A 23,665-nucleotide genomic window follows, 5' to 3' on the forward strand; every position below is an offset into this window, starting at 1 on the left:
GACCATTAAAAAGGAGTTCCTTTCTGTGAGTGATTCTTTTTTCTACAATCTTTCTGAAGATCGTTTAGCGTTTTCTGATGTCGTCATGAGAATGAAAGACTTTATTCGAAAAGACCCTAGATCCGCCTATGTGTTATCAATTGGTACGGACTCTCAGGTCAATCAAAATGTCACAACATTTATGACTGCAATTCATCTCCACCGGATTGGCAAAGGAGCTTGGGGCTGCCTCACACAACAAGTGATTGAAAGACCCGTGCAAAGTCTTAGAGAAAAAATTTCATTAGAGACAGCGTTTAGCCAAAAGGTATGTGCAGACATCCTTGAGGGGCCTTTAACAGAACTGATGGATTTGCTTCTTCCGTTTGCTGAGGAAGGGGCAGACCTTCGTTTTGAAGCCCATCTGGATATTGGCAAAAAAGGAAGTACAAAAGAGCTGATCCAGGAAATGACCGGAATGATCACAGCTATGGGAATTGAAGCAAAAATAAAACCCGACTCATATGCAGCATTTTGCTATGCCAATCGATACACAAAATAAATTCCGTCATTTTTCTCCAAACCTTGTCGAAACGTGCGGTTGACGATTCGATTCTAGTTCCTTATTCTAGCTGTATAGAGAGGAAGCAGACATTCAAAAGCCTGCTAATCAATATAAAAGCATATATGAAACAGGGGGCCTGATGTTGAATGAGCGTCATCGAAAATCGTTTTAATGAAGAAGAGAAAAAGCTATTATTAAACGTATTGCTGAATCAGGAATATGCTGTCGAATTACTAAGCAGTGAGATCAATGATATAGAATGTGGAACAAAAAATGTCGACGACAATACGTATAAGCAATTGATCACATTGTATGACAGAGTAAGGTTTGAGAATTAATATTGGTTTAACATTCTATTAGATACTCGGGGGCTGAGTATCTTTTTTATGCAGAAAAAATCTTTCGACAAAATTCGTTTTAGTTTATGCTTAATCGTAATGGGGAATGTATGATTGATGATTGAGAGAAAAGGGGTCGAAGAAACATGATAGAGATAGAGCCGACTCAATTGCTTGAGTCCACAGTAGCCGAGCATATGATTGATGCAGATAAAGTCGCACATGTTCAAATTGGCAATAACCTTGAGCATGCCCTATTGGTTCTAACCAAAACAGGATATACAGCTATTCCGGTATTAGACGCTTCTTATCATTTACACGGGTTAATTGGAACGAATATGATTATGGATAAAATCTTCGGTTTAGAACGAATCGAATTCGAGAAGCTCGACCAGTTGAAGGTCGAAGAGGTTATGCTGAAGGATATTCCGAGACTCAAAACGACAGATCCTGTACTAAAAGGCGTTCACGCTGTGACAAATAATGGATTTGTTTGTGTAGTAAATGAGGAGCAAGTCTTTGAAGGTATTTTTACTCGACGAGTTGTATTAAAGCGCTTAAATGAGGTCATTCATTCCGCGAAAAAATGAGCTGCAGCCCAGCTTATTTTTTTTTGCCTTCATAAGTTAAAATTTATATAATGAGCATATGAAATAAGAAAAACTTATAGAGAGAAAGGGGACGCCCATGCAGCTTCAGGAGTTACATATGCTTGTTGTGCTAAGTGAAGAATTGAATATGAGAAAGGCTTCGGAACGGCTCTTTGTCTCTCAGCCTGCATTATCGCAAAGATTGCAGACGATCGAAAAGGAATGGGGAACGAAAATCTTTTTTCGTTCACAAAAGGGGCTGACCGTGACTTCAGCAGGTGAACAGATTATCCAATTTGCAAAAGAGGTAACGGTTGAACAGGATCGAGTGAGAGAACGAATTGATGAACTTGAGGGTGACATTCACGGTACACTCAAGCTTGCGGTGGCGTCGATTATTGGACAGCACTGGCTGCCAAAGGTGTTAAAACGGTATGTCGAAAAATATCCAAATGCCAAGGTGTCACTCGTTACCGGCTGGAGCAGTGAAATGCTCAAAAGCTTGTATGAAGACCATGTGCACATAGGAATCATTCGCGGAAACCCTGATTGGAAGGGGACAAAGGAATACTTGATGACAGATCATTTATACTTAGTCGATTCCGTGATCAAGGACGTAGATGAATTAATCAAGACTGAGCGGCCATTTATCCAATTTAAAAGCGACAGCACGTATTATCAGGAAATCCAGCACTGGTGGCATCAAAAATTTAAAGTATCTCCAAAGCAGACGATTTTAGTAGACCAAATTGAAACATGTAAACAAATGGCCTACCACGGCATCGGTTACGCCATTTTGCCTTCTGTTACTCTATATGACCACGAAAAAAGTGTTTATAAAACACCGCTTGTTGATGTGAACGGAGAGCAAATCGGCCGTGACACATGGCTGCTAGGCTATGAAGCGTCTTTTCAGTTAAAACAGGTACAAGCATTTGTTGGTGTGGTTAAAGAAATGCTTGAAAATGATGCCGTGTAAGTACCTTCTTGGAATAGGGAGGTACTTTTTTTTATGAAATCATTTGACAATGAAAATCATTATCATTTAAAGTGTACATATAATAATTGAAAATGATTATCATTTAGATGAGGTGACCGATAGATGAAAGCACTAATTGCATTTGCGAGTATGTCTGGAAATACGGAAGATATGGCAGCGATCTTAAAGCAAACACTTGAAGGAAAAGGCATAGATACAGAGATGATGGAATTTGATGATATGAACGCAGAGGACCTATCCTCATACGATTACGTATTCATTGGTTCTTATACTTGGGGTGATGGAGATTTGCCATATGAAGCAGAGGATTTTTATGAGGAGGTCTCTACTCTTGAACTTAGTCACATAAAAGCAGCTGTCTTTGGATCGGGTGATTACAGCTATCCAAAGTTTTGCGAGGCTGTCCATACATTCCATGACATGCTGAAATCAACGGGTGCATCTGTTTTTCCTGAAACATTAAAAATGGAGCTTGCACCGGATACAGATGAAGATGTGGCGTGCTGTCAGGAATTTGCTGTGAGCTTTTTAACGTGGGCCGCTTTGTCTGAGAAACGAGTTGAAAATCATGTTTCATAAAGGAGCAACAGCCGTTGCAGCATCTAAAAGTGGTGGATACTTTGTTGCTGTAAAACGTGAAGGTATTTTTCACTATAGTGTGGAGAGCGGATGGCAGCAACTGTTTAAACTCAAGCATAAAATTCATGCGATCAGCTATATTGGCCCTTATTTATTCGGTGTTGGTGAAAATGGCACAGTGATTAGATCAGGAGATGAAGGCAATACATGGGCGTTATCTTCATTTCCAACAAACGCAGTCGTCTGGTCTATTACAGGACGTAAAGATGGGTTTGTATGTGCGCATGGAAAACATAGTATCTATGTGTCAAATAATTTCGGAATTTCCTGGGAAATTATGAAGCCATTTGCTCATGTGAATCATCCGCCGGTCATTCGTTCTTTATGTGCTGCAGGTGACCACCTTTATATTGGAACACAGATTCATGAGGTTCACGGAGGAATATGGGTGTATGACTTGCAGAGTGAACAGATTTTTCTTTTAAACAGAGAGGAGCACCGAATGACAGCTTCTATGCTGCTCTGTCATGAACATCTTCTTGTTTGTGCATTAGGTTCAAAAAAAGGCAAAAAAGGATCTGTTCAAATTTTAGATTTACATACAAATATTCTGCATGATATTCAATCACAGGCCTTTGCTAGAGAAGAATCATTTTTGGATGTATCAGAGGATAACGGCATTGTGTATGTGACCACTTCACAAGACGAACACGGATTTTCTAAAGTGTATCAGCTTGATATTGAGCAAAAAGAGCTCAAATGGTTTGATACGATCAAAGGGCACGGTTTTCGTGTAGCCAATCAAAACGAAAACTTTTTCTGTGCGGGTTTATATGAAAGTAAGTTTGTCAGGCCGTATGAGGAGCCAGCGTTGATTCATTGATAAGGAGGAAGAAAAAGTGACAGAAAAGGTTTTATTGGTGTATGCCACGATGTCTGGAAATACAGAAGCGATGGCAGATTTAATTGAAAAAGGTATAACGGAAGCAGGAGCCAGCGTGGACCGGCATGAAGCGATGGATATTGATGCGGAGCTGCTTAATGATTACTCGCACATTATGTTAGGTGCGTATACATGGGGAGATGGCGATCTTCCGGATGATTTTATTGATTTATATGAAGAAATGGAAGAGCTTGATTTAACGGGAAAAGCATTTGCAGTATTCGGTTCTGGCGATACATCTTACGAACATTTTTGCGGAGCTGTTGACCTAATCGAAGAAAAAGTGAAGGAGCTTGGCGGTGACATTGTCCTCCCATCAGTTAAAATTGAGCTGAATCCAGAAGGAGAGGAAGAAGACGAATTAATTTCTTTTGGTAAACAATTTGTTCAGCTTCACCAGCAAGAAGCGGGATAATCGGTCCCGCTTGTTTTATTTTCCATTGAGGAGATGACTCTTTCACTTGTCATTAAAACACTCCTTTGGTACAGTAATGAAGTATAAATTAAGAGGAGGACATACATACATGAAACAAATGGACGCTAATGAAATTATTTCATTTATTCAAAATAGTACAAAATCAACACCTGTCAAAGTCTATATTAAAGGTGACTTAGAAGGTATTGAGTTTGGTGAACATGCAAAAACATTCATCACAGGAAACACTGGAGTTGTTTTCGGTGAGTGGAGTGAAATTCAAGAAGTGCTAGCATCAAACAAAGACAAAATTGAAGATGTTGTCGTGGAAAATGACCGCCGCAACTCTGCAATTCCGATGTTAGATTTGAAAAACATTAAAGCCCGTATTGAGCCAGGGGCAATCATCCGTGACCAAGTTGAAATCGGTGATAATGCAGTCATTATGATGGGTGCTTCTATTAATATCGGTTCTGTGATCGGCGAAGGTACGATGATTGACATGAACGTGGTGCTTGGCGGCCGTGCGACAGTAGGTAAGAACTGTCATATCGGTGCTGGATCTGTTCTTGCAGGTGTTATTGAGCCGCCGTCTGCTAAACCAGTTGTGGTAGAAGATGACGTTGTCATCGGTGCGAACGCTGTTGTTCTAGAAGGCGTGACAATTGGTAAAGGTGCAGTAGTAGCTGCTGGTGCAATCGTTGTGAACGATGTAGAGCCTTACACAGTTGTAGCAGGTACACCTGCTAAGAAAATCAAAGACATCGATGAAAAAACAAAAGGTAAGACTGAAATCAAACAAGAACTGCGTCAGCTTTAATTATATAATTCGCAGCTGAAGACAAAGACGTGGATGAGATATCCACGTCTTATTCGTATAGAAGAAAGGAAGCGAGTTCACTTGTTAAATCGTGAGCAATTAATATCCATTCGAAGAGATTTACACCAAATCCCTGAGCTTGGTTTCCAAGAATTTAAAACACAAGCGTATCTTATTCAGCATTTGGACACCTATTCAAAAGATCGAGTTGAGATTGAAACATGGCGAACTGGGCTTTTTGTAAAAGTGAAAGGGACAAATCCAACGCGCGTATTTGCTTATCGTGCAGATATGGACGGCCTGTCTATACCCGAGAAAACAGGGTATCCATTTGAATCTGTGCATGAAGGGAAGATGCATGCATGTGGACATGACCTTCATATGACCATTGCACTTGGTATCATCGATCATTTCGTTCATGAACCGATTAAAGAAGACGTGTTATTTATCTTCCAGCCGGCAGAAGAAGGTCCAGGCGGTGCCGAACCAATGCTTGCAAGTGATGTTCTCAAAAAATGGACACCAGACTTTATTACAGCGCTGCATATCGCACCTGAATATCCTGTTGGAACAATTGCTACAAAGCCTGGTTTGCTATTTGCCAATACGAGTGAGCTTTTGATTGAGCTTGAAGGAAAAGGCGGACACGCTGCATATCCTCATTTAGCAAATGATATGGTTGTTGCTGCAAGTGCTCTTGTAGGTCAGCTGCAATCGGTGATTTCGCGTAATGTTGATCCCCTTGATAGTGCGGTCATTACAGTGGGCACGATTACCGGCGGAACGGCTCAAAATATTATTGCGCAGCATGCAAAGCTTGACGGTACCATTCGCACACTTTCGCCAGAGTCTATGGACAAGGTGAGAAAGCGAATTGAAGCATTGGCAAAAGGAATTGAAATTGGCTACGAATGCAAAGCAACCGTTCGTTACCCTTCGTCTTATTACGAAGTGGACAATTCAAAGGATTTGACAGAGGAATTTATGTCATATGTAGCCGAAGAAGGACTTGCGAATGTGATTGAATGCAGAGAAGCCATGACAGGAGAAGATTTTGGCTACATGCTGAAAAAATATCCCGGCTTCATGTTTTGGTTAGGGGTCGATTCAGAATACGGCCTCCATCATGCAAAGCTTCAGCCGGATGAAAACGCGATTGAAACAGCTGTGAATGTCATGACGGCTTATTTTAAAAAGCAAGCTGGTGAATGAATAATCGAGCTGCCTCCTGTACACCTTATGAACAGGAGGTGTTCTTGATTATGACAAGAATTGGTGTAGAACAATCTTTATCCGATGTAGAAGAACTATTGAAGCAAAAAGGGTATGATGTCGTACGTATTCAAAATGAACAGCAAATGGATCAGTGTGACTGTTATGTCGTCACAGGATTAGATTCAAATGTTCTTGGCATTTCAGACACAACAACAAAGGCATCTGTTATTACAGCATCAGGTATGACGGCTGATGAAATTTGCCAAGAAGTAGAACAGCGTGTTCAATAAAACAAGAAAAAGAACCGGTAGATTATGATCCCGGTTCTTTTTGCTCTTTTTCTATATCGAGTACTTCTTTCATTTTTTTGCGCAAGATTCGTTCTACCCGCCATTGCTCCATTGTTTCAGTTTTCGCTATGATGCGCAGCACAAGGGAAGAAGAACCGAACGCCTCCACGCCGACAACTTGAGGACCTTCGATAATTTGAGGAGTTTCCTCCCGCACCTCATCACAGGCAGCTTGAAGGGCTGTGATCATTTGATCCACATTTTCATCCGGAGACAGCTCAATATCAACGAGTGCCTGCATCGTCCCTCTTGAATGGTTGCTCACATTCAGTATGCTGCGATTAGGAATGAAATGAAGGGTGCCGTCGAAGCTTCGAAGCTGTGTGGTTCTTAGTCCAATTTGTTCGACAATCCCATCAAAGCCAGCGACCGTTATATATTCTCCTACATCAAATTGTTTTTCCAATAGTATAAAGAATCCGGTCACAATATCACTCACTAACCCTTGAGCGCCAAAACCGATCGCAAGTCCTACAACGCCTGCACCTGCCAGCAAAGCAGTCGGGTTATAATGAAATAAGTCGAGGATCATCACAACTAGAATAAAAATCAATAAGTAGGCGAAAATATTTAACGTTAGACTTTGCAGCGTCTGGGCTCTTGATAAAGAGACTTCATGCTTTTCAGCGAATGTGGAATAGGCTCGCTTAATCATCTTGTTTCCTATGGCTCTGATGATAAAGTAAATGGCAAAAATGGCGACTAGTTTTAGCAAAATCATACTGCTATTGAGGATAATGGAAACCCAATCTACTTGTTGAAATGCTCTCATGATCTTCAAAACCTTTCTATGTATGCTCTAAAAGAGAAGCTAATCATTTGTTCCCTTATGCAAGTCATGTTAAACTTTTGATAGGTGAAGCAGGAATTGTGACAAATCGTTAATTAAATTTATTATTAATTAATATTGACTAAAAATCGCATAAGTATTATAATTGTAATTGTGAAGTTATTAACTAAATGAGAATTTTAAGTTTTGATTCTCATTTTATATACAGCTAAGAAGACTGTATAAAGATATTATTTTTTGGAGGGATTTACATATGGCAGAGCGTTTTGTAGGAAAACAAGCTCCACGTTTTGAAATGGAAGCAGTACTTGCTAACAAGGAATTTGGTAAAGTAAGTTTAGAGGAAAACATGAAGAATGACAAATGGACAGTTCTTTTCTTCTATCCAATGGATTTCACATTTGTTTGCCCAACTGAAATTACTGCAATGAGCGATCGTTATGACGAGTTCGAAGATTTAGATGCAGAAATCATCGGTGTATCTACTGATACAATCCACACGCATCTTGCTTGGATCAATACAGACCGTAAAGACAATGGTCTAGGTGAATTAAAATACCCGTTAGCTGCTGATACTAACCACACAGTGTCTAGAGAATACGGCGTTTTAATTGAAGAAGAAGGAATTGCTCTTCGCGGTTTATTCATCATTAACCCAGAAGGCGAACTTCAATACCAAACAGTATTCCACAACAATATCGGTCGTGATGTAGATGAGACATTACGTGTTCTTCAAGCATTACAAACTGGTGGACTTTGCCCAGCGAACTGGAAACCTGGTCAAAAAACACTTTAATTGATAACTGAAGAAACAGGAGGGTCTAACTGATGTTAGACCTTTTTGTTTCGACACATACAATGGATGGAGGCGCTTCATAATGAAATTACGTCAACCAATGCCAGAACTAACTGGTGCAAAAGAGTGGTTAAATGGAGAAGTAACAAAAGAAGATTTGATTGGTGACAAACCAACATTGATTCATTTCTGGTCAGTCAGCTGTCATCTTTGTAAAGAGGCAATGCCTCAAGTCAATCAATTCCGTGATGAGTACAAGGATCAACTAAACGTTGTAGCAGTTCATATGCCTCGTTCAGAAGATGACCTAGATCTAGAAAAAATCAAAGAAGTTGCGAAAGAACATGAAATTACGCAGCCAATCTTTGTGGACAGTGATCATCACCTAACAGAAGCCTTTGAAAACGAATATGTACCTGCATATTATGTATTTGATAAAACAGGTGCTTTGCGTCACTTCCAAGCCGGCGGAAGCGGAATGAAAATGCTTGAAAAGCGTGTCAATCGAGTGCTTTCTGAGTCTGAAAAGGCTGCAGAATAGACTTTCCCCCATAAATGGGGGTTTTTTCATGGGCAAAAACAGGCGGCGTATTGCACTGGATGAGTTTATTATTCCTAAGAAAAGAGAAAATGAGGGAGTTTATTAAAAAATATCCCTGAAACAAAAAGGTATAACGACCTATTTACATTTTTGTTTTGAAATGAAATTGTAAAGATTTTAACTTTTTACTATTCAGAACGTTTTTGCACAAAAGAAATTTCAGTTAGGTAAATAACTATATAAATCAAGTAGTATAAGCGTTTATTCAATTTTTTTACAATATTTTAAGGTTTGTCAAAAGCCTATAGTGGCAATGAAATGAGTGCCGATTTTTCCTCCTTGGCAAAATTTTAGTTGAAAATACCTATCTGTTAGCAAACTGTAAAATGATAAAAAAATAGTTGATAAAATTAGTTTTCTAATCTAATATTTACTATAGAATATTTTTTATATGATGAGGGGGAAATCCATTGTTTAATGAGAGGGAAGCGTTACGTTTACGATTGGAACAATTAAACGAGGCAGAAGTAAAGGTCATCCGTGAATATCAAATTGAGCGCGATGCGATTTATGCAAAATTAAGAGAATTAGACCGTCAAGGAACAGGTCTAGTGTCAGATACAAAAAAAGAAGTACGTACAGAAAGAAAGACAGATTCACTGCCTGTATTAGCTGAGCTTGCTGCGCAAGAAATGAGAAGCTACCAGCAGCCGGCACAACCACAATCATCATCTTTAGGAACAGGACAGCTAAACGGTGCACCTGTAGGTATTCCTGAAGGATCGACAAGACGCAGAAGAGGCACAGCTCGTCCTGGCTCAAAGGCAGCGAAGCTTCGTGAAGCTGCGATTAAAACGTTAAAACGTCATAATGCAGCGATTAAAAGCTCAGAGCTTCAAAAAGAGATCGAAAAAGAGAGCGGTCTTGAAATCCCAAATATGACAACGTTTATGCAAAGCTTAATTAAAATGTATCCTGAAGTGAAGAAGCCTTATCGCGGACAGTATATTTTAGAAGGCGACATTCAAACAGAAGACGAATAAATAAAAAAACTGCTGGGCGTCAAGCCAGCAGTTTTTTATTTCGAGAATTACTTCTTTTGATCAACTGTATAGACAATTTTGCGTTCCTTAGGCAGGTGATCACGCTGTTTTTTAAAGCCGTCGATTTTGACTGTCATGACTTCTCCATTACGCTGCACAGCATCGACTTGTTCCTGAAGTGTTTGAACTTGTTCGTTGAGTTTCTTCAAAATCGGTTCGATTTCTTCTGTCGTTTGCAGGATGCGGTCTCGTGAGAATGGCTGTGAATTTGTTTGTGCTGACTGGTCAATATCAGCAAAATGAGATGCGATCCATTCCTCGCTTTCTGCTAACTGTTTTTGATAGCTCGTGAGCGTTTCATGAAAAATCGCTTCTTTTGCTTTTTCAATTTGCAGTAATTTCTCCTGCGTTTCATAAAAACGCTCTTGAAGGTGTCTGACGCCTTCCTGTAATACATGGAGCTCTGCGTTTTTATCGCCCAAATTTTGCTGCAGCTTCTCAATCACTGCGGATAAAGTATTTCCTTTTTTCTCCTCTTTTGCAAGTCGTTTATCTTGATCCTCTATCCGTTCATTTAATTGTTGCGAGATTTCCTTATATTTGACAACTTTCAAATGCAGCCTGTGTTTTTCTTCGGTTTCTTTTCTTCTATGATAGGTTTCCTTTTGCAGCATCTCATGGAGAAGGACCATTTTATGTAACAATTCTGTTTTGCTGTAGGAGAGATCCTGTATTTTTGAGGCAGCATCATGTTGGTCATTGGTTATTTCATCCAGTTGTTGTTTTAATTGCGTGTAATCCTTTTTCATCTCATGATATTCTTGAGTTAGCTTCTTATTTTTAGAATACGTATATGAGGACTGTAAATCAGAGATCATTTGTTGATATTTGGCAGTTTCAGCTTTTAAGTATAAATTTTCTTGAGATAGATCATGGAATAGGGGAGAAGCATGGCGCCTGTTCATCGATAGACCCTCCTTATTCATGTTACCAATAAAGTATGCGAAAGGAGTGCGATTAGAACAACCATATCAAAGGAGGATGAGAGGATGCACGTAGTGAATGTGATTTTAGCTGGAGGAGCTTCCAGACGTTTTGGAGAGCCAAAGGCAAGTCATATGTTTCAAGGGAAACCATTATATGAACATGTGAAAGAGCAGCTTTTAGACAGGCAGACTGTCATCATCAGTCATCCATCGCTTCTTCCTTTTTTCAAAGCAAGAGGTGAACAAAGTGTTTGGTTAGATGATGAAGAGGTGCGCGGATGCGGACCGCTTGCCGGCATATATACAGCGATGCAAAAGCAAGAAGCACAATGGTATTTAGTGACGGCGTGTGACATGCCTTTCATACGGAAGAAAACGGCGGAAGTATTATCGTCCTATTGCAGCGAGCACGCAGATGCCATCATCCCGCTTGTTCAGGGCAGATTACAGCCTTTATTTGCACTTTATCACCGCCGCTCTCTGCCGTTTATTCGCGCGTGTTTAAAAGAGAATCAATTAGCCATTAAAGATTTGCTTCAAAAGCTTCAGGTGCGCATCGTTTCAGAGGAAGAACTGAACGTGACATCAAATGAATTTCGTAATATCAATAAAAGAAGCGATTTACCTGAAAACGGTATGATATGATACATAAAAAAACGGTGAGGAGAGAACAGCATTGAATGACCGATATTCAAGACAAATCTTGTTCCCTCCGGTTGGGGAAAAAGGGCAGCATGCGCTGGCTGAAAGTCATGTGCTGATCGTTGGAGCCGGTGCACTTGGTACCGCTTCTGCGGAAGGGCTTGTCCGGTCTGGCATCGGTACGCTTACGATTGTCGATCGTGATTATGTGGAATTTTCAAATTTACAGCGGCAGCAGCTCTACACGGAACATGATGCAAAGGCACATGTACCAAAAGCAGCTGCGGCACAAAAACGTCTCGAGCAGATCAATCATGAAGTGACCATACACGCTCTGATTGAAGATGCAGGGGCGGAGCTGTTAAGGCCGTTATTCCAGAGAGCAGATATCGTCATTGATGCAACAGATAATTTTGAGACAAGAATGGTGATGAATGACTTATCACTAGAAACGAAGACGCCGTGGATATATGGCGCTTGTGTGAGCAGTCAGGGGATGTATATGACCATATTGCCGGATAAAACGCCATGTTTATCATGTGTGTTCACGGCAATGCCTGTTGGCGGCTTGACGTGTGATACAGCGGGGATTATTTCACCTGCTGTTCAAATGGTTTCTGCTTATCAGCAAACAGAGGCACTAAAATATTTAACAGGGCATGAAGATCAAATCGAGCGGAAATTTGTCACGTTTGATCTTTGGCAGTCCACATCATTTAAAATGGATTTATCTCTAACTAAAGAGAAGAACTGTCCAACTTGCGGCATCGCAAGAACCTATCCTTATTTACATGATCAGCGTAAAAAATCGACGGTCCTTTGCGGACGTGACACCGTTCAAATTGTTTCAAAGGATTTAGCAGAACTCTCATTTCAGCATATGAAAGAGCGGCTCTCATCTATTTGTGAGGTGGAAGTAAACGACTTCTTAATCCATGTACGCTACGAAAATTACCGGATGGTCTGTTTCAAAGGAGGACGTGCATTAATCCATGGAACAAATGATGAAAAAGAAGCCAATTCATTACTAGCAAGACTGCTAGGGATATAGGAGTGAAGTGTGATGGAAAGACGGCAGCCAATACCAGTAGAAGAGGCCATAAAGAAAGTTCACCAATACGAAAAACATGGAGAAATAGAATGGGTCCCTTTAAAGGATAGCCTTGGAAGGTTTATTGCAGAAGATATTTTGGCAGACCATGATGTTCCGGCATTTGATCGTTCTCCGTATGATGGATTTGCGCTTCGGGCAGAAGATACAAAAGAAGCGTCAAGTGCGCATCCAGTTGAATTCGAGGTCATTGATCATATTGGTGCAGGAATGGTCTCAGCAAAAACCATCGGTTCCTTTCAGGCCATCCGTATTATGACAGGGGCAAAAATTCCAAATGGAGCAAATGGCGTCATCATGATCGAGCTGACGAAGACTTTCGAAAAAGACGGCAAATCATTCATGTCACTGAAAAGACCGCTGAAAAAGGGAGACAATATTTCTCGTCAAGGAGAAGAGGTTCTCAAAGGAAACGTGATGGTCAAAAAAGGAACAGCTGTCACTTCTGGCGTCACGGCTCTTTTGGCGACATTTGGATATGCGGTAGTGCCAGTTGTCAAAAAACCGGTGATTGGCATTATCTCAACGGGCACAGAGCTTCTTCAAGTAAGTGATGCCATGGTAGACGGCAAGATTAGAAATAGTAATCTGAGTATGGTCTATGCGCAGATACTTGAGGCCGGAGCTGAGCCGCTAGATTTAGGCGGTGTCTCCGATGATTTTGACAAAAGTTATCATGCAGTAAAAGCAGCCATGAGCAAGGTAGACATTCTGATCACAACAGGCGGCGTGTCAGTGGGTGATTTTGACTTTCTGCCTGCCATTTATGAAAAGCTGGGAGCCAAGGTACTGTTTAATAAAGTAGCCATGAGACCTGGAAGTGTGACGACTGTGGCGGCAATGCCGAATGGTCAATTGCTGTTTGGGCTGTCTGGAAACCCTGCTGCCTGTTTTGTGGGCTTTGAATTATTTGTGAAACCGATCATTTATAAATGGTATATGAAAGAAAATCCGTTTCCCGCTTTTGCTGAGGCGAAACTCACACATGATTTTCCAAAAGCCAATCCGTTTACTCGTTTTGTCAGGGCGGCTCTTCAATTCACTGGGAGTCAGATCAGTGTGACTCCGACAGGTCTTGATAAATCAAGTGCAGTGACCTCTATTGCAGAGGCTGACTGTTTCATCATGCTGCCTGGGGGAACAAGAGGTTTTCAAGCAGGTGATCAAGTTGATGTTCTGCTGTTTCAGCACAAAGGCGGTGGGTCTCCATGCTGGATGACAAATTAAGCATATTACAGGTGGTCGGTTTTCAAAATAGTGGCAAGACCACATTAATCGAAAAGCTCTGTCAGCTGGCCGAACGTGAAGGACTGAAGCTAGGCTGCTTTAAACACCATGGACATGGGGGGACACCAGATCGCCTTGTCAAAGAAAAAGATACTGATCGATATATTCAGGCAGGTGCCTATGCCGCAGGTGTGGAAGGAGAAGGTGAATTTCACTTTTCGATGCAGGACTTCACGTTAGAACAGCTGCTCAACATGTGTCAGCATCTTCCGTTAGACGCTGTTCTCGTAGAGGGATACAAACAGGCGCCTTATCGCAAAATCGTTTGTGTAAAGAATGAAGAGGAGCTTATTGACCTTTCCACTCTTTCCAATATACAAGCAGCTATTTATTTTTCTCAAGAAGATCAATTAACCGAAAATTACCCGTTTCCTGTGTTTTCAGCTTTTGATAAGCGCGGGATGACATTTGCTTTTCACTTATTGAAGGGAGGCGGCACGTTTTGAGCGAACTTTTTAAAATAACAAAAACCCCGATTGAGGTAAACGAATTGATTCAGCATGTGACAAGACGAAAGGCAGGGGCGATTACGACGTTTATCGGGACGGTCAGAGAATGGACAAACGGCAAGAAAACATTGCGTTTAACCTACGAAGCATACATACCAATGGCGGAAAGCATGCTAAGGCAGATTGGACAAGAAATCAAGAATCGATGGCCTGACACTGAAGCAGCGATTGTGCACCGGATTGGAACACTTGAGATAACGGATATTGCTGTTGCGATCGCCGTTTCGTCTCCTCATAGGAAGGCTGCCTACGAAGCAAATGAATATGCCATTGAACGCATCAAGGAAATCGTTCCCATTTGGAAAAAAGAATATTGGGAAGACGGAGAGGCCTGGATAGGTGATCAGCTTGAAACGGTTTCATATCCAGAAGGTAAACCTAGCAATCTTCAACTTGCAGAGAAAGAAGGTGATCAGCATGATTAATGTATTATTGTTCGCCGGCCTTGCTGAGAAGGCCGGTAAACAACAAATCATCATTCAAAAAGATCAAACAACGGTTGATGAGATTAAAATAGAATTACAGGAGGTATATGGTGTTGATGCTGCACAAAACGTAATGGTTGCAGTCAACGAAATATATACGAGGGAAAATGCTGAAGTGCGTAGCGGGGACACTGTTGCACTCATTCCTCCTGTAAGTGGTGGATAATAGATATTAGAGGATTTGGTTATGGCCACCCGGCTGTAACCAATTTTTTATGTGTGAAAAGTTTGTAGAGGTACTTGGGTGTGATCTTCGTAAATAAAACATCCCCTTCTTGCTTTAGAAATGTGAGGATCGAGCTGCTGAATGAGATCATACAATTCGCTGATTCGTCTCACATTGAAATCTGTTTGGGCTTGAAGCTGTTCCTTTAATTCTTTTGTGCTCACAATGCTTCCCTTTTTCTCTTTGATAATATCTACACATCTTGCAGCGTAGTATATTTTGTCATTAGAAGGTCTGCTTTCTTTCATATCAAGTAATTTGAGCTCATGATAAATCGATTCTCTTTCCTTTCGAAAGTATTGCCATGCTTCTTGTTCCTTTTCATACAGTAAAATCAATTGCATTTTCAATTTTTCTCTTAACATTCACTTGACTCCATTTCCACTATCATTTAACCTACCTCTATTTTACATTATATGAAAAAATAACTTTTGATCAAGTAAAATCCCTTTATTTTTAATTTTTTAATATGAAAGTATTGATACTAAAGACTTATTTGTTCTGTAAAAGAAACCAATCATAGTCCTATAAAGCCGGGATTTGTCGAAATTACTAGGATTATTTTAACAAAAAATTGTTGTGTCTATCTAAGACCATGCGAATCCAAAAGAAAAGGATATTTATTCCGAAAGACATATTGTTTACTTAATAAAATGTTTTTAGGTCAGTAAAAGCACGATTCTTGGTATGAATATGGTCGGATCATGAGGTCATTTGAAGGGTTTCTTTCGTGAAAATAGAATAATAGATAAAATTTTTTCTCAACGAAAATAAGAAAATCAAATGTTCGATCACTTATTGGCAATCTTTTGATAAAATAGAAAGAAAAAGAGCGTTATTGTGCGTTTGCATACTTGCTTGACATAGAGAGGATGACATTTGATGAAAGAAAACATGGACAAACCTACAATCATTGGAGTGAGTACAAGACCATCAGAGCACCTGAAAAGAGTATGGGAAAATCCAGTTGTTTGGTGGCCTTTATCTTGTGTGCTTATTTTAACAGTCGTTGTGACTTATTTGTCTGAGCTCGTAAATAAGGGAATGTGGGCAGATTTAAGTTTGCCGGTACCTGTTGTTTATGTGGTGACGCTCATTGGTCTCGTATTTGGAATTGTCATCAATGCGGCTATATATAAGTTCATCGTTTTTTTAGCGAAAGGTGATGCATCATTTCGGCAGCTTTTTTCAGCGGTCCTGTTCATTACACCCGTTACGATCATTGGGACAATTATTTCTCATTTGGCAGTCATCCTTTTTCATGTTCCAAAAGACATCACGGTTACCTCGTTAAACGCGCTCATTCGAATTTCTGGTCCATGGCAGGCGGTGTTAGCCAATATCGATCTATTTGTGATCTGGAATCTTGTTTTAACTGGCTTTTTATTCATCCAAGTTGGGCGTATATCACCGAGAATTTCTTGGGTGATTATAGGCGTTTTTTATATCTTAACGTTAATTTTTCAATATGTAGGAACAGCAATTAACATATCAGTAAGCTGGGGGTAGAAGGTTTTTATGAGAAAGAAAATCATCATCGGATCTATTTTAATTATTGTGATTGGACTATTTATTGGATTTAATATTGCGAAAAACCAAGCAAAGCCTGCTTCTACAGCAGCGATTAAAACAGTCAAACTCACGCCAAAAGAAATCACCTCTACCGTGATGACACCGGGGACACTTTCATTCTCTGAAGAGCAGTTCATCTATGAAGAAGAGGAAAAGGGGAAATTGAAGGGAATTGCTGTGAAAGAAGGGGAAAAGGTAAAGGCTGGAACGCCGCTTCTTACATATGAAAATAAGGAACTGGAGTTTGAAGAGCAGCAGCAAGCACTAGCCGTTGAATCAAGTACATTAAAACTGGAACAATTGCAAAATCGGCTGAGTGAATTAGAGGAGAAAAAAGCAGGCGTTAATATCAAAAGCGAGCGAGATCAGCTTCAATTAGAACTGAAAGCGGCTGAATTAGAACAAAAGCAAGCAGAGATCAGCCAAGAAAAAGTAAAGGCTCAAATAGAAGATTTAACCGTACATAGTAAAATTGATGGAACAGTGATTTCCATTGAGCAAGAGGCAGGGGCAGGCAAGGCGGAAGAAAGGCAGCCGATCATCCATATTGGTCATGATAAAAAAATGACCGTGCGGGGTTTGATCTCAGAGTATGATGCCATAAAAATCAAAAAGAAACAAAAAGTGAAGGTAACGTCTGATGTCATTCGCGGGAAGAGCTGGCAAGGAGTCGTGAAAAAAGTAGGCACTATTCCTGTCCAGACAGCAGTCGAAACAACTTCGAGCGACCAAACGGTTCAATATCCTGTTGAGGTAGAAATAAAGGGAAAGAAACCTGAGGCGAAGCCTGGTTTTAAAATGATCATGGAAATTCAAACAGATAAGCGCCAAGCGCAAACAATTCCTGAAACAGCGGTAAAAAAAGAGACTGATGGACAATACGTTTATGTTGTTGAAAAAAATGAATTGAAAAAAGTAAAAGTGGTCATAGGGGAAACGTCAGGTCATGATCTTGAAGTGACAAAAGGTGTCAAGGCAGAGGATCAAATCATTGCTCATCCAACAGATGACATGTATGACGGAATGGAAGTGAATGCTGAATGATTCAGCTTTCCAACGTGACAAAAAGCTATGAGGTCGCACACGAAACATTTGATGTATTAAGTGATATGAATCTTGTCATTGAAAAAGGCGAGTATATGTCCATTATGGGCCCGTCCGGCTCTGGAAAATCAACATTAATGAATATTATTGGCTGTTTAGACCGCCCAACGACAGGACAATATCATTTTCAAGGTACAGAGCTGTCAGCAGCAAAGGACCAGGAGCTTGCGGTCATTCGAAATCAATCCATTGGATTTGTTTTTCAGCAATTTCATCTGCTGCCAAGGTTAAATGCGAGGCGCAATGTGGAACTGCCGATGATTTACGCTGGGATCAGTCAAAAGGAAAGAAAAGAACGTGCGGAATTGGCACTGGAAAAGGTTGGTTTGGCAGATCGAATGAAACATATGCCAAGTGAGTTGTCAGGAGGACAAAAGCAAAGGGTGGCAATTGCACGAGCGATTGTCAATAAGCCTCAGCTGATTTTAGCAGATGAACCGACTGGTGCTCTCGACTCAAAAACAAGCATCTCAATTATGGAACAGTTTACACAGCTGAATGAGGAAGGGACAACGATTGTGCTTGTCACCCATGAAGAAGAAATAGCTGCGTATACAAATCGGACTGTCGTTGTGAGAGATGGACGGCTTGTTGAAGATAGATGGATACAAGGGGACGCTATGAATGAAACTCTTTGAAAATATCAAAATAGCGCTGAATTCGGTTTTAGCTCATAAATTACGTTCTATTTTAACGATGCTTGGGATTATTATTGGTGTTGGATCAGTCATTGCAGTCGTGGCGATCGGTCAAGGCGGTGAGCAAATGTTAAAAGGATCGATTTCAGGTCCAAACAATACCATTGATATGACATATACGCCTTCTGACGAAGAATTAAATGCAAATCCAAATGCCTTATTCGAAGCATCATTTACTGAGGAAGACATAAAAAGCATTAGGACAATCAACGGGGTGGAGCAGGTCGCCTCCTCGACTGCACAAGGAATGCAGCTGAGGTTTCAAGATACGACAGTTGATGCGACAGTTAACGGTATAAATGAAGGGTATACAAATGTACATTCATTACAAATCGCAGAAGGACAGGATTTAAGAGATATTGATTTTAGAAGCGGCAGAAGAGCTGCTCTTATCTCAGATGGCTTACAAAAAGAACTATTCAACGGACAAAAGGCATTAGGCGAACTGATTTGGATGAACGGACAGCCAGTTGAAGTCATCGGTGTGTTAGCAAAACAGAAAGGGATGTTTTCATTTGATATGAATGAAATCTATGTCCCATTTGCGATGCTCACCTCCACACTTGGTATGAGTGAATATGATAAGTTGTCTATTCAAGTCGCACATGCTGATCAAATGAAGGAAGTAGGAAAGAGCGCGGCTGCCATATTAAATGAAAATCATCATACAGAAGATGCTTACGAAATGATCAATATGGAAGAAATCGCAGAAGGGATTGGTCAAATAACATCCGTTATGACAACGATCATTGGCTCAATAGCCGGGATCTCTTTACTTGTTGGCGGAATCGGTGTGATGAATATTATGCTCGTTTCTGTGACAGAGAGGACAAGAGAAATCGGTATTCGAAAGGCGATGGGAGCAACAAGGGCTCAAATCCTCGTCCAGTTTTTAATTGAGTCTGTCGTTTTAACACTCATCGGCGGGTTGATGGGGATTGCACTTGGTTTAGGCGGAGCTTCGTTAGTATCACTATTTGCCGGCTGGCCGTCTCTTGTATCTTGGCAAGTAGTATGTGGAGGCGTACTGTTTAGTATGCTCATTGGTATTGTTTTTGGGTTAATTCCTGCGAATAAAGCAGCGAGACTAGACCCTATTGAATCGCTCAGGTATGAATAAATCGAAGAGGAAAGAAGCATACAAACAGTTTACATTCGCCTTCATTACCCATCAAAAGCTTTTATGCAAATCGCATAAAAGCTTTTTTTAGTTCCATTGAATGAAATAAAAAATGATAGAAATGCTAATATCATGACTTTCATCTTATTGTCACATATTTTTCAGTTTACAAATGGTACATATAAAGGTAAGATGACCATGGTGAAAGATTTTGATAGTTATTGAATGTATTTGATTGTTTTGTATTGATAATGTTGAAAAAAGCGATTACAATAAAGGTGCGCGCAAAATGAATACGTTTTCAAAAGGGGTGTTCGCATGTTAACACCGGAAAGACATCAACTCATAATCGACAGCTTGGAAGAAAATGATGTCATTAAAATACAGGACTTAACGATGATGACGGATGCGTCTGAATCTACAATTAGAAGAGATTTATCAGCCCTTGAAGAAAAAGGATTTCTTAAAAGGGTTCATGGAGGAGCAGCCAAGATTTCGAGTATTCGCCTTGAACCAGATGTATTTGAGAAATCTGCCAAAAACCTTCAAGAAAAGTCATTGGTAGCAGAGGCGGCGGCATCTCTTTTAAAACAGGGCGACTGTATTTATTTAGATGCTGGTACAACCACACAGCAAATGATTGAATATATCGATCCAGATCAAGATATTGTCGTGGTGACAAACGGTGTGATGCACATTGAAGCCCTCATGAGAAAAGGTATTACCTTTTACTTGATAGGCGGATCAGTGAAACATCGAACAGGAGCCATGGTTGGAGCCGCAGCTTTGACAGCGATGGAGAATTATCGTTTTGACAAAAGCTTTGTTGGGACAAATGGCATTCATCCCGAGGCGGGTTTTACAACACCTGATCCAGAGGAAGCACTCATGAAAAAAAGAGCCATGAAACAGGCGAAAAAAACCTATATCTTATCAGATGCCTCAAAGTTTGGCGAAATATCGTTTTCAACCTTTGCTAGTTTACAGGAAGCCACCATTATCACAAACGACGCAAAAGAAGATTCATTCGATAATTACCATGAAAAAACGGTTATAAAGGTAGTGAAAACATGATTTATACAGTTACTTTAAACCCATCAGTTGATTACATCGTACACGTGGAGGATTTTGCAGTCGGCGGTTTAAATCGTTCAACCTATGATCAAAAATATCCAGGTGGTAAAGGAATCAATGTCTCAAGGCTATTAAAACGTCACGGTGTTGAATCGAAAGCACTTGGATTCATTGGTGGATTTACAGGCAAATATATTCAAAATTTTTTACAGAACGAACAATTACAAACAGCCTTTCACGAGGTGTCAGAAGATACAAGGATCAATGTAAAACTAAAAACAGGTGAAGAGACAGAAATCAACGGACTCGGCCCATCTATTACTGAAGCGCAATTTGAGTCGTTTCTATCTCAATTTTCTTCATTGACTGAAGGAGATGTCGTTGTTTTAGCTGGCAGCATTCCTTCATCATTACCTCATAACACATATGAGCGTATTGCTGAAGTTTGCCAGGAGCAAGGTGTAAGAGTTGTTCTTGATATTTCTGGCGAAGCGTTAAAAAAAGCAGCAGACATGAAACCGTTCTTAATGAAGCCAAATCATCATGAACTGGGTGAAATGTTTGAGACGAGTATTTCATCAGCAGCAGAAGCCATTCCTTATGGGAAAAAGCTGTTAGAACAAGGTGCTGAGCATGTCATCGTCTCCATGGCTGGTGATGGCGCCCTCTTATTCAGTAAAGAAGGAATCTATCAGTCCAATGTTCCAAAAGGAACGCTCGTTAATTCAGTTGGAGCAGGGGATTCAGTCGTTGCAGGGTTTTTAGCCGGCGTTTCAAAAGGCCTTTCAATTGAAGAGTCATTTAAGCTTGGTGTCACTTCAGGAAGCGCTACAGCCTTTTCTGAGGAGCTTGGCACAAAAGAGCTTGTCGACACACTATTACCACAAGTAAAAGTCACACGCATTTAAAGGAGGAGTCATCATGAAAATTACAGAACTACTCACGAAGCATACCATTAAGCTTCAATTAGACAGCCAGCAGAAAGAAGCAGTCATTGAAGAGCTTGTCACTGTTTTAGATACAGCAGGCAAGTTAAATGATAAAGAGGGCTATAAAGAAGCTGTGATTAATCGTGAAAAACAGAGCTCTACTGGTATTGGTGAAGGAATTGCCATCCCGCACGCTAAAACAGCAAGTGTAAAAGAGCCTGCCATTGCATTTGGCCGCTCCACTGCTGGTGTAGATTATGAATCACTGGACGCTCAGCCGAGTCATCTTGTCTTTATGATTGCCGCAACTGAAGGCGCAAACAACACGCACTTAGAGGCACTTTCTCGTTTATCTACACTTCTTATGCGTGAAGAAATTCGAAAGCAGCTTCTTGAAGCGGCGACTGAAGATGAAATCATTGAGATCATCAATACACATGATCAAGATGATGAAGAAGAAGAGGAAGTTCAAGAAGAGCCGGCTGCAGAAGGAAAACCTGCTAAAATTTTAGCGGTAACAGCTTGCCCGACCGGCATTGCACATACATTTATGGCAGCAGATGCTTTGAAAGAAAAAGCAAAAGAAATGGGCGTTGACATTAAAGTTGAAACAAACGGCTCTGGCGGTATTAAACATGCCCTTACAGCAAAAGAAATTGAAGAAGCACCAGCCATCATTGTGGCAGCGGACAAGCAAGTTGAAATGGAACGCTTTAAAGGCAAACATGTCATTGAAGTCCCTGTAACAGCTGGTATTCGCCGTCCGCAGGAATTAATTGAAAAAGCCATCAATCAAGATGCGCCGATTTATAAAGGTTCAGGCGGCAGTTCTTCTAAAGACGAAACTGAATCATCTGGCAAAGGAAGAAGCGGATTTTACAAGCACTTAATGAGTGGTGTAAGTAACATGCTTCCATTTGTTGTCGGAGGCGGTATATTAGTTGCGATTTCATTCTTCTGGGGAATTAATTCAGCAGATCCTAAGGACCCTTCATTTAATTCATTTGCAGCTGTCTTAAAAGGAATTGGCGGCGATAATGCGCTTGCCTTAATCGTTGCGGTATTAGCTGGATTTATTGCCATGAGTATTGCAGATCGTCCAGGTTTTGCGCCAGGTATGGTCGGTGGATTTATGGCGTCAGCAGCAGGTGCAGGGTTCTTAGGTGGACTGATTGCTGGTTTCCTAGCAGGTTACATTGTTGTACTGCTCAAAAAAGTATTCACATTCGTACCGCAGACACTCGACGGGATTAAACCGGTTCTGCTGTATCCATTGTTCGGTATTTTCTTTACAGGCATTATCATGCATTATATTGTCAACACACCAGTGAAAATGGTGATGGACGGATTAACACATTGGCTTGAATCATTAGGTACTGGAAACCTTGTTTTAATGGGTATTATTTTAGCTGGTATGATGGCAATTGATATGGGTGGCCCAATTAACAAAGCGGCTTACACATTTGGTCTTGCAATGATTGCTGCTGGCAACTATGCACCGCATGCTGCAATTATGGCAGGCGGAATGGTTCCACCACTAGGTATTGCACTTGCAACAACGATCTTTAGAAATAAGTTCTCAAAACGTGACCGTGAAGCAGGGATTACATGCTACTTCATGGGAGCAGCCTTCATCACTGAAGGGGCGATCCCATTTGCGGCGGCAGATCCTCTTCGTGTGATTCCTTCAGCTGTTATTGGTGCAGCAGTTGCTGGTGGATTAACGGAATTCTTTAGAGTGACGCTTCCTGCACCGCATGGCGGACTATTTGTTTTCTGGGTAACAAATCATCCAGTTCTTTACATCATCAGCATCTTAATCGGTGCCGTTGTGACAGCGATTTTACTGGGTATTTTGAAAAAACCGGTTCAACAAGAAGCGTAATGCAGAAGAGAAGCATCGTGAAAAACGGTGCTTCTTTTTGTTTAATCATCAGTGAATTAGGAAAAAATATCTA

29 protein-coding genes are annotated in these 23,665 nt (G+C 40.6%); 26 read left to right on the forward strand and 3 right to left on the reverse strand.

The features are described 5' to 3' along the window. The first annotated feature begins 25 nt into the window (after nt 1–25). The 10 genes from ACN6NB_RS06600 to ACN6NB_RS06645 all read left to right on the forward strand — a co-directional run bounded on the left by ACN6NB_RS06600 (nt 26) and on the right by ACN6NB_RS06645 (nt 6,734). Nucleotides 26–541, forward strand: coding sequence for a ribonuclease H-like YkuK family protein (locus ACN6NB_RS06600; RefSeq protein ID WP_039178147.1), 516 nt, complete (start codon nt 26–28; stop codon nt 539–541). A 149-nt stretch (nt 542–690) separates the two neighbouring features. Then, the gene (gene abbA / locus ACN6NB_RS06605; RefSeq protein WP_003210802.1) at nt 691–882 is read left to right on the forward strand and encodes an antirepressor AbbA; all 192 of its coding nucleotides are present in this window, start codon (nt 691–693) and stop codon (nt 880–882) included. A 146-nt stretch (nt 883–1,028) separates the two neighbouring features. Beyond that, nucleotides 1,029–1,472, forward strand: a complete 444-nt coding sequence (cbpB, locus tag ACN6NB_RS06610) for a cyclic-di-AMP-binding protein CbpB (RefSeq protein WP_047203681.1) — start codon at nt 1,029–1,031, stop codon at nt 1,470–1,472. Nucleotides 1,473–1,569: 97 nt separating this feature from the next. Then, complete coding sequence (locus ACN6NB_RS06615; protein ID WP_024424721.1) at nt 1,570–2,451, forward strand: LysR family transcriptional regulator; 882 nt, start codon at nt 1,570–1,572, stop codon at nt 2,449–2,451. 123 nt (nt 2,452–2,574) lie between these two features. Then, entirely contained in the window at nt 2,575–3,051 is a 477-nt protein-coding gene (locus ACN6NB_RS06620; RefSeq protein WP_144490624.1) for a flavodoxin, read from the forward strand. Beyond that, on the forward strand, nt 3,041–3,934 hold the full coding sequence (locus ACN6NB_RS06625; protein ID WP_474253276.1) for a WD40/YVTN/BNR-like repeat-containing protein: 894 nt from the start codon (nt 3,041–3,043) through the stop codon (nt 3,932–3,934). The genes ACN6NB_RS06620 and ACN6NB_RS06625 overlap by 11 nt, the downstream gene beginning before the upstream one ends. Nucleotides 3,935–3,950: 16 nt before the next feature. Continuing rightward, nucleotides 3,951–4,409 carry a flavodoxin gene (locus ACN6NB_RS06630; protein ID WP_039178158.1) on the forward strand — a complete coding sequence of 153 codons (459 nt, stop codon included), beginning with the start codon at nt 3,951–3,953 and terminating at the stop codon, nt 4,407–4,409. 109 nt (nt 4,410–4,518) lie between these two features. Continuing rightward, nucleotides 4,519–5,229 carry a 2,3,4,5-tetrahydropyridine-2,6-dicarboxylate N-acetyltransferase gene (dapD, locus tag ACN6NB_RS06635; protein WP_039178160.1) on the forward strand — a complete coding sequence of 237 codons (711 nt, stop codon included), beginning with the start codon at nt 4,519–4,521 and terminating at the stop codon, nt 5,227–5,229. 33 nt (nt 5,230–5,262) lie between these two features. Then, nucleotides 5,263–6,441 (forward strand): N-acetyldiaminopimelate deacetylase, encoded by a 1,179-nt coding sequence (locus tag ACN6NB_RS06640; protein ID WP_474253277.1) that lies wholly within the window; start codon nt 5,263–5,265, stop codon nt 6,439–6,441. 50 nt (nt 6,442–6,491) lie between these two features. Beyond that, nucleotides 6,492–6,734 carry a YkuS family protein gene (locus tag ACN6NB_RS06645; RefSeq protein ID WP_024424725.1) on the forward strand — a complete coding sequence of 81 codons (243 nt, stop codon included), beginning with the start codon at nt 6,492–6,494 and terminating at the stop codon, nt 6,732–6,734. A gap of 22 nt (nt 6,735–6,756) precedes the next feature. On the opposite strand, the gene ACN6NB_RS06650 is transcribed toward ACN6NB_RS06645, so the two are convergent. Beyond that, nucleotides 6,757–7,566, reverse strand: a complete 810-nt coding sequence (locus ACN6NB_RS06650) for a mechanosensitive ion channel family protein (RefSeq protein WP_024424726.1) — start codon at nt 7,564–7,566, stop codon at nt 6,757–6,759. A gap of 271 nt (nt 7,567–7,837) precedes the next feature. On the opposite strand from ACN6NB_RS06650, the gene ahpA reads away from it, so the two are divergent. The 3 genes from ahpA to rok all read left to right on the forward strand — a co-directional run bounded on the left by ahpA (nt 7,838) and on the right by rok (nt 9,964). Next, complete coding sequence (ahpA, locus tag ACN6NB_RS06655) at nt 7,838–8,380, forward strand: biofilm-specific peroxidase AhpA (protein ID WP_003211758.1); 543 nt, start codon at nt 7,838–7,840, stop codon at nt 8,378–8,380. An 82-nt stretch (nt 8,381–8,462) separates the two neighbouring features. Next, the gene (locus ACN6NB_RS06660) at nt 8,463–8,921 is read left to right on the forward strand and encodes a TlpA family protein disulfide reductase (protein ID WP_024424727.1); all 459 of its coding nucleotides are present in this window, start codon (nt 8,463–8,465) and stop codon (nt 8,919–8,921) included. 470 nt (nt 8,922–9,391) lie between these two features. Continuing rightward, nucleotides 9,392–9,964 (forward strand): transcriptional regulator Rok, encoded by a 573-nt coding sequence (gene rok, locus ACN6NB_RS06665; protein WP_024426871.1) that lies wholly within the window; start codon nt 9,392–9,394, stop codon nt 9,962–9,964. A 47-nt stretch (nt 9,965–10,011) separates the two neighbouring features. Here the strand turns inward: rok and ACN6NB_RS06670 are convergent, their stop codons facing one another. Next, complete coding sequence (locus ACN6NB_RS06670) at nt 10,012–10,929, reverse strand: coiled-coil domain-containing protein (protein ID WP_144490622.1); 918 nt, start codon at nt 10,927–10,929, stop codon at nt 10,012–10,014. 84 nt (nt 10,930–11,013) lie between these two features. Between ACN6NB_RS06670 and ACN6NB_RS06675 the strand changes: the two genes are divergently transcribed. From ACN6NB_RS06675 to moaD, 6 genes are read left to right on the forward strand one after another with little or no spacing between them, the layout of a single operon-like run. Further along, complete coding sequence (locus ACN6NB_RS06675) at nt 11,014–11,595, forward strand: molybdenum cofactor guanylyltransferase (RefSeq protein WP_144490621.1); 582 nt, start codon at nt 11,014–11,016, stop codon at nt 11,593–11,595. A 31-nt stretch (nt 11,596–11,626) separates the two neighbouring features. After that, on the forward strand, nt 11,627–12,643 hold the full coding sequence (locus ACN6NB_RS06680) for a thiazole biosynthesis adenylyltransferase ThiF (protein WP_144490620.1): 1,017 nt from the start codon (nt 11,627–11,629) through the stop codon (nt 12,641–12,643). Nucleotides 12,644–12,652: 9 nt separating this feature from the next. Beyond that, entirely contained in the window at nt 12,653–13,930 is a 1,278-nt protein-coding gene (locus ACN6NB_RS06685; RefSeq protein ID WP_186315133.1) for a molybdopterin molybdotransferase MoeA, read from the forward strand. Further along, complete coding sequence (gene mobB / locus ACN6NB_RS06690) at nt 13,912–14,436, forward strand: molybdopterin-guanine dinucleotide biosynthesis protein B (protein WP_144490618.1); 525 nt, start codon at nt 13,912–13,914, stop codon at nt 14,434–14,436. The genes ACN6NB_RS06685 and mobB overlap by 19 nt, the downstream gene beginning before the upstream one ends. After that, a complete protein-coding gene (locus ACN6NB_RS06695; protein WP_058837772.1) occupies nt 14,433–14,924 on the forward strand; it encodes a molybdenum cofactor biosynthesis protein MoaE in 492 nt (163 codons plus the stop codon). Before mobB ends, ACN6NB_RS06695 begins: the two co-directional genes overlap by 4 nt. After that, nucleotides 14,917–15,150: a molybdopterin converting factor subunit 1 gene (gene moaD / locus ACN6NB_RS06700; RefSeq protein WP_039178180.1), complete on the forward strand. Its 234-nt coding sequence runs from the start codon at nt 14,917–14,919 to the stop codon at nt 15,148–15,150. The genes ACN6NB_RS06695 and moaD overlap by 8 nt, the downstream gene beginning before the upstream one ends. Before the next feature lie 47 nt (nt 15,151–15,197). On the opposite strand, the gene ACN6NB_RS06705 is transcribed toward moaD, so the two are convergent. Beyond that, on the reverse strand, nt 15,198–15,575 hold the full coding sequence (locus ACN6NB_RS06705) for a Rok-like winged helix domain-containing protein (RefSeq protein ID WP_034281609.1): 378 nt from the start codon (nt 15,573–15,575) through the stop codon (nt 15,198–15,200). 517 nt (nt 15,576–16,092) lie between these two features. On the opposite strand from ACN6NB_RS06705, the gene yknW reads away from it, so the two are divergent. The 7 genes from yknW to ACN6NB_RS06740 all read left to right on the forward strand — a co-directional run bounded on the left by yknW (nt 16,093) and on the right by ACN6NB_RS06740 (nt 23,592). Further along, a complete protein-coding gene (gene yknW, locus ACN6NB_RS06710; protein ID WP_039178183.1) occupies nt 16,093–16,719 on the forward strand; it encodes a YknW family membrane protein in 627 nt (208 codons plus the stop codon). A 9-nt stretch (nt 16,720–16,728) separates the two neighbouring features. Further along, complete coding sequence (locus ACN6NB_RS06715) at nt 16,729–17,826, forward strand: efflux RND transporter periplasmic adaptor subunit (protein ID WP_247544236.1); 1,098 nt, start codon at nt 16,729–16,731, stop codon at nt 17,824–17,826. After that, a complete protein-coding gene (locus ACN6NB_RS06720; protein ID WP_058837769.1) occupies nt 17,823–18,524 on the forward strand; it encodes an ABC transporter ATP-binding protein in 702 nt (233 codons plus the stop codon). The genes ACN6NB_RS06715 and ACN6NB_RS06720 overlap by 4 nt, the downstream gene beginning before the upstream one ends. Next, nucleotides 18,511–19,704 carry an ABC transporter permease gene (locus tag ACN6NB_RS06725; protein WP_058837768.1) on the forward strand — a complete coding sequence of 398 codons (1,194 nt, stop codon included), beginning with the start codon at nt 18,511–18,513 and terminating at the stop codon, nt 19,702–19,704. The genes ACN6NB_RS06720 and ACN6NB_RS06725 overlap by 14 nt, the downstream gene beginning before the upstream one ends. A 318-nt stretch (nt 19,705–20,022) precedes the next feature. Then, on the forward strand, nt 20,023–20,778 hold the full coding sequence (locus ACN6NB_RS06730) for a DeoR/GlpR family DNA-binding transcription regulator (RefSeq protein WP_039178192.1): 756 nt from the start codon (nt 20,023–20,025) through the stop codon (nt 20,776–20,778). Continuing rightward, a complete protein-coding gene (pfkB, locus tag ACN6NB_RS06735; protein WP_059376998.1) occupies nt 20,775–21,686 on the forward strand; it encodes a 1-phosphofructokinase in 912 nt (303 codons plus the stop codon). The genes ACN6NB_RS06730 and pfkB overlap by 4 nt, the downstream gene beginning before the upstream one ends. Nucleotides 21,687–21,699: 13 nt before the next feature. Then, nucleotides 21,700–23,592 (forward strand): PTS fructose transporter subunit IIABC, encoded by a 1,893-nt coding sequence (locus ACN6NB_RS06740; RefSeq protein WP_058837767.1) that lies wholly within the window; start codon nt 21,700–21,702, stop codon nt 23,590–23,592. Nucleotides 23,593–23,665 lie beyond the last annotated feature (73 nt).

The sequence above is a fragment of the Bacillus sp. 11B20 genome (assembly GCF_056098985.1).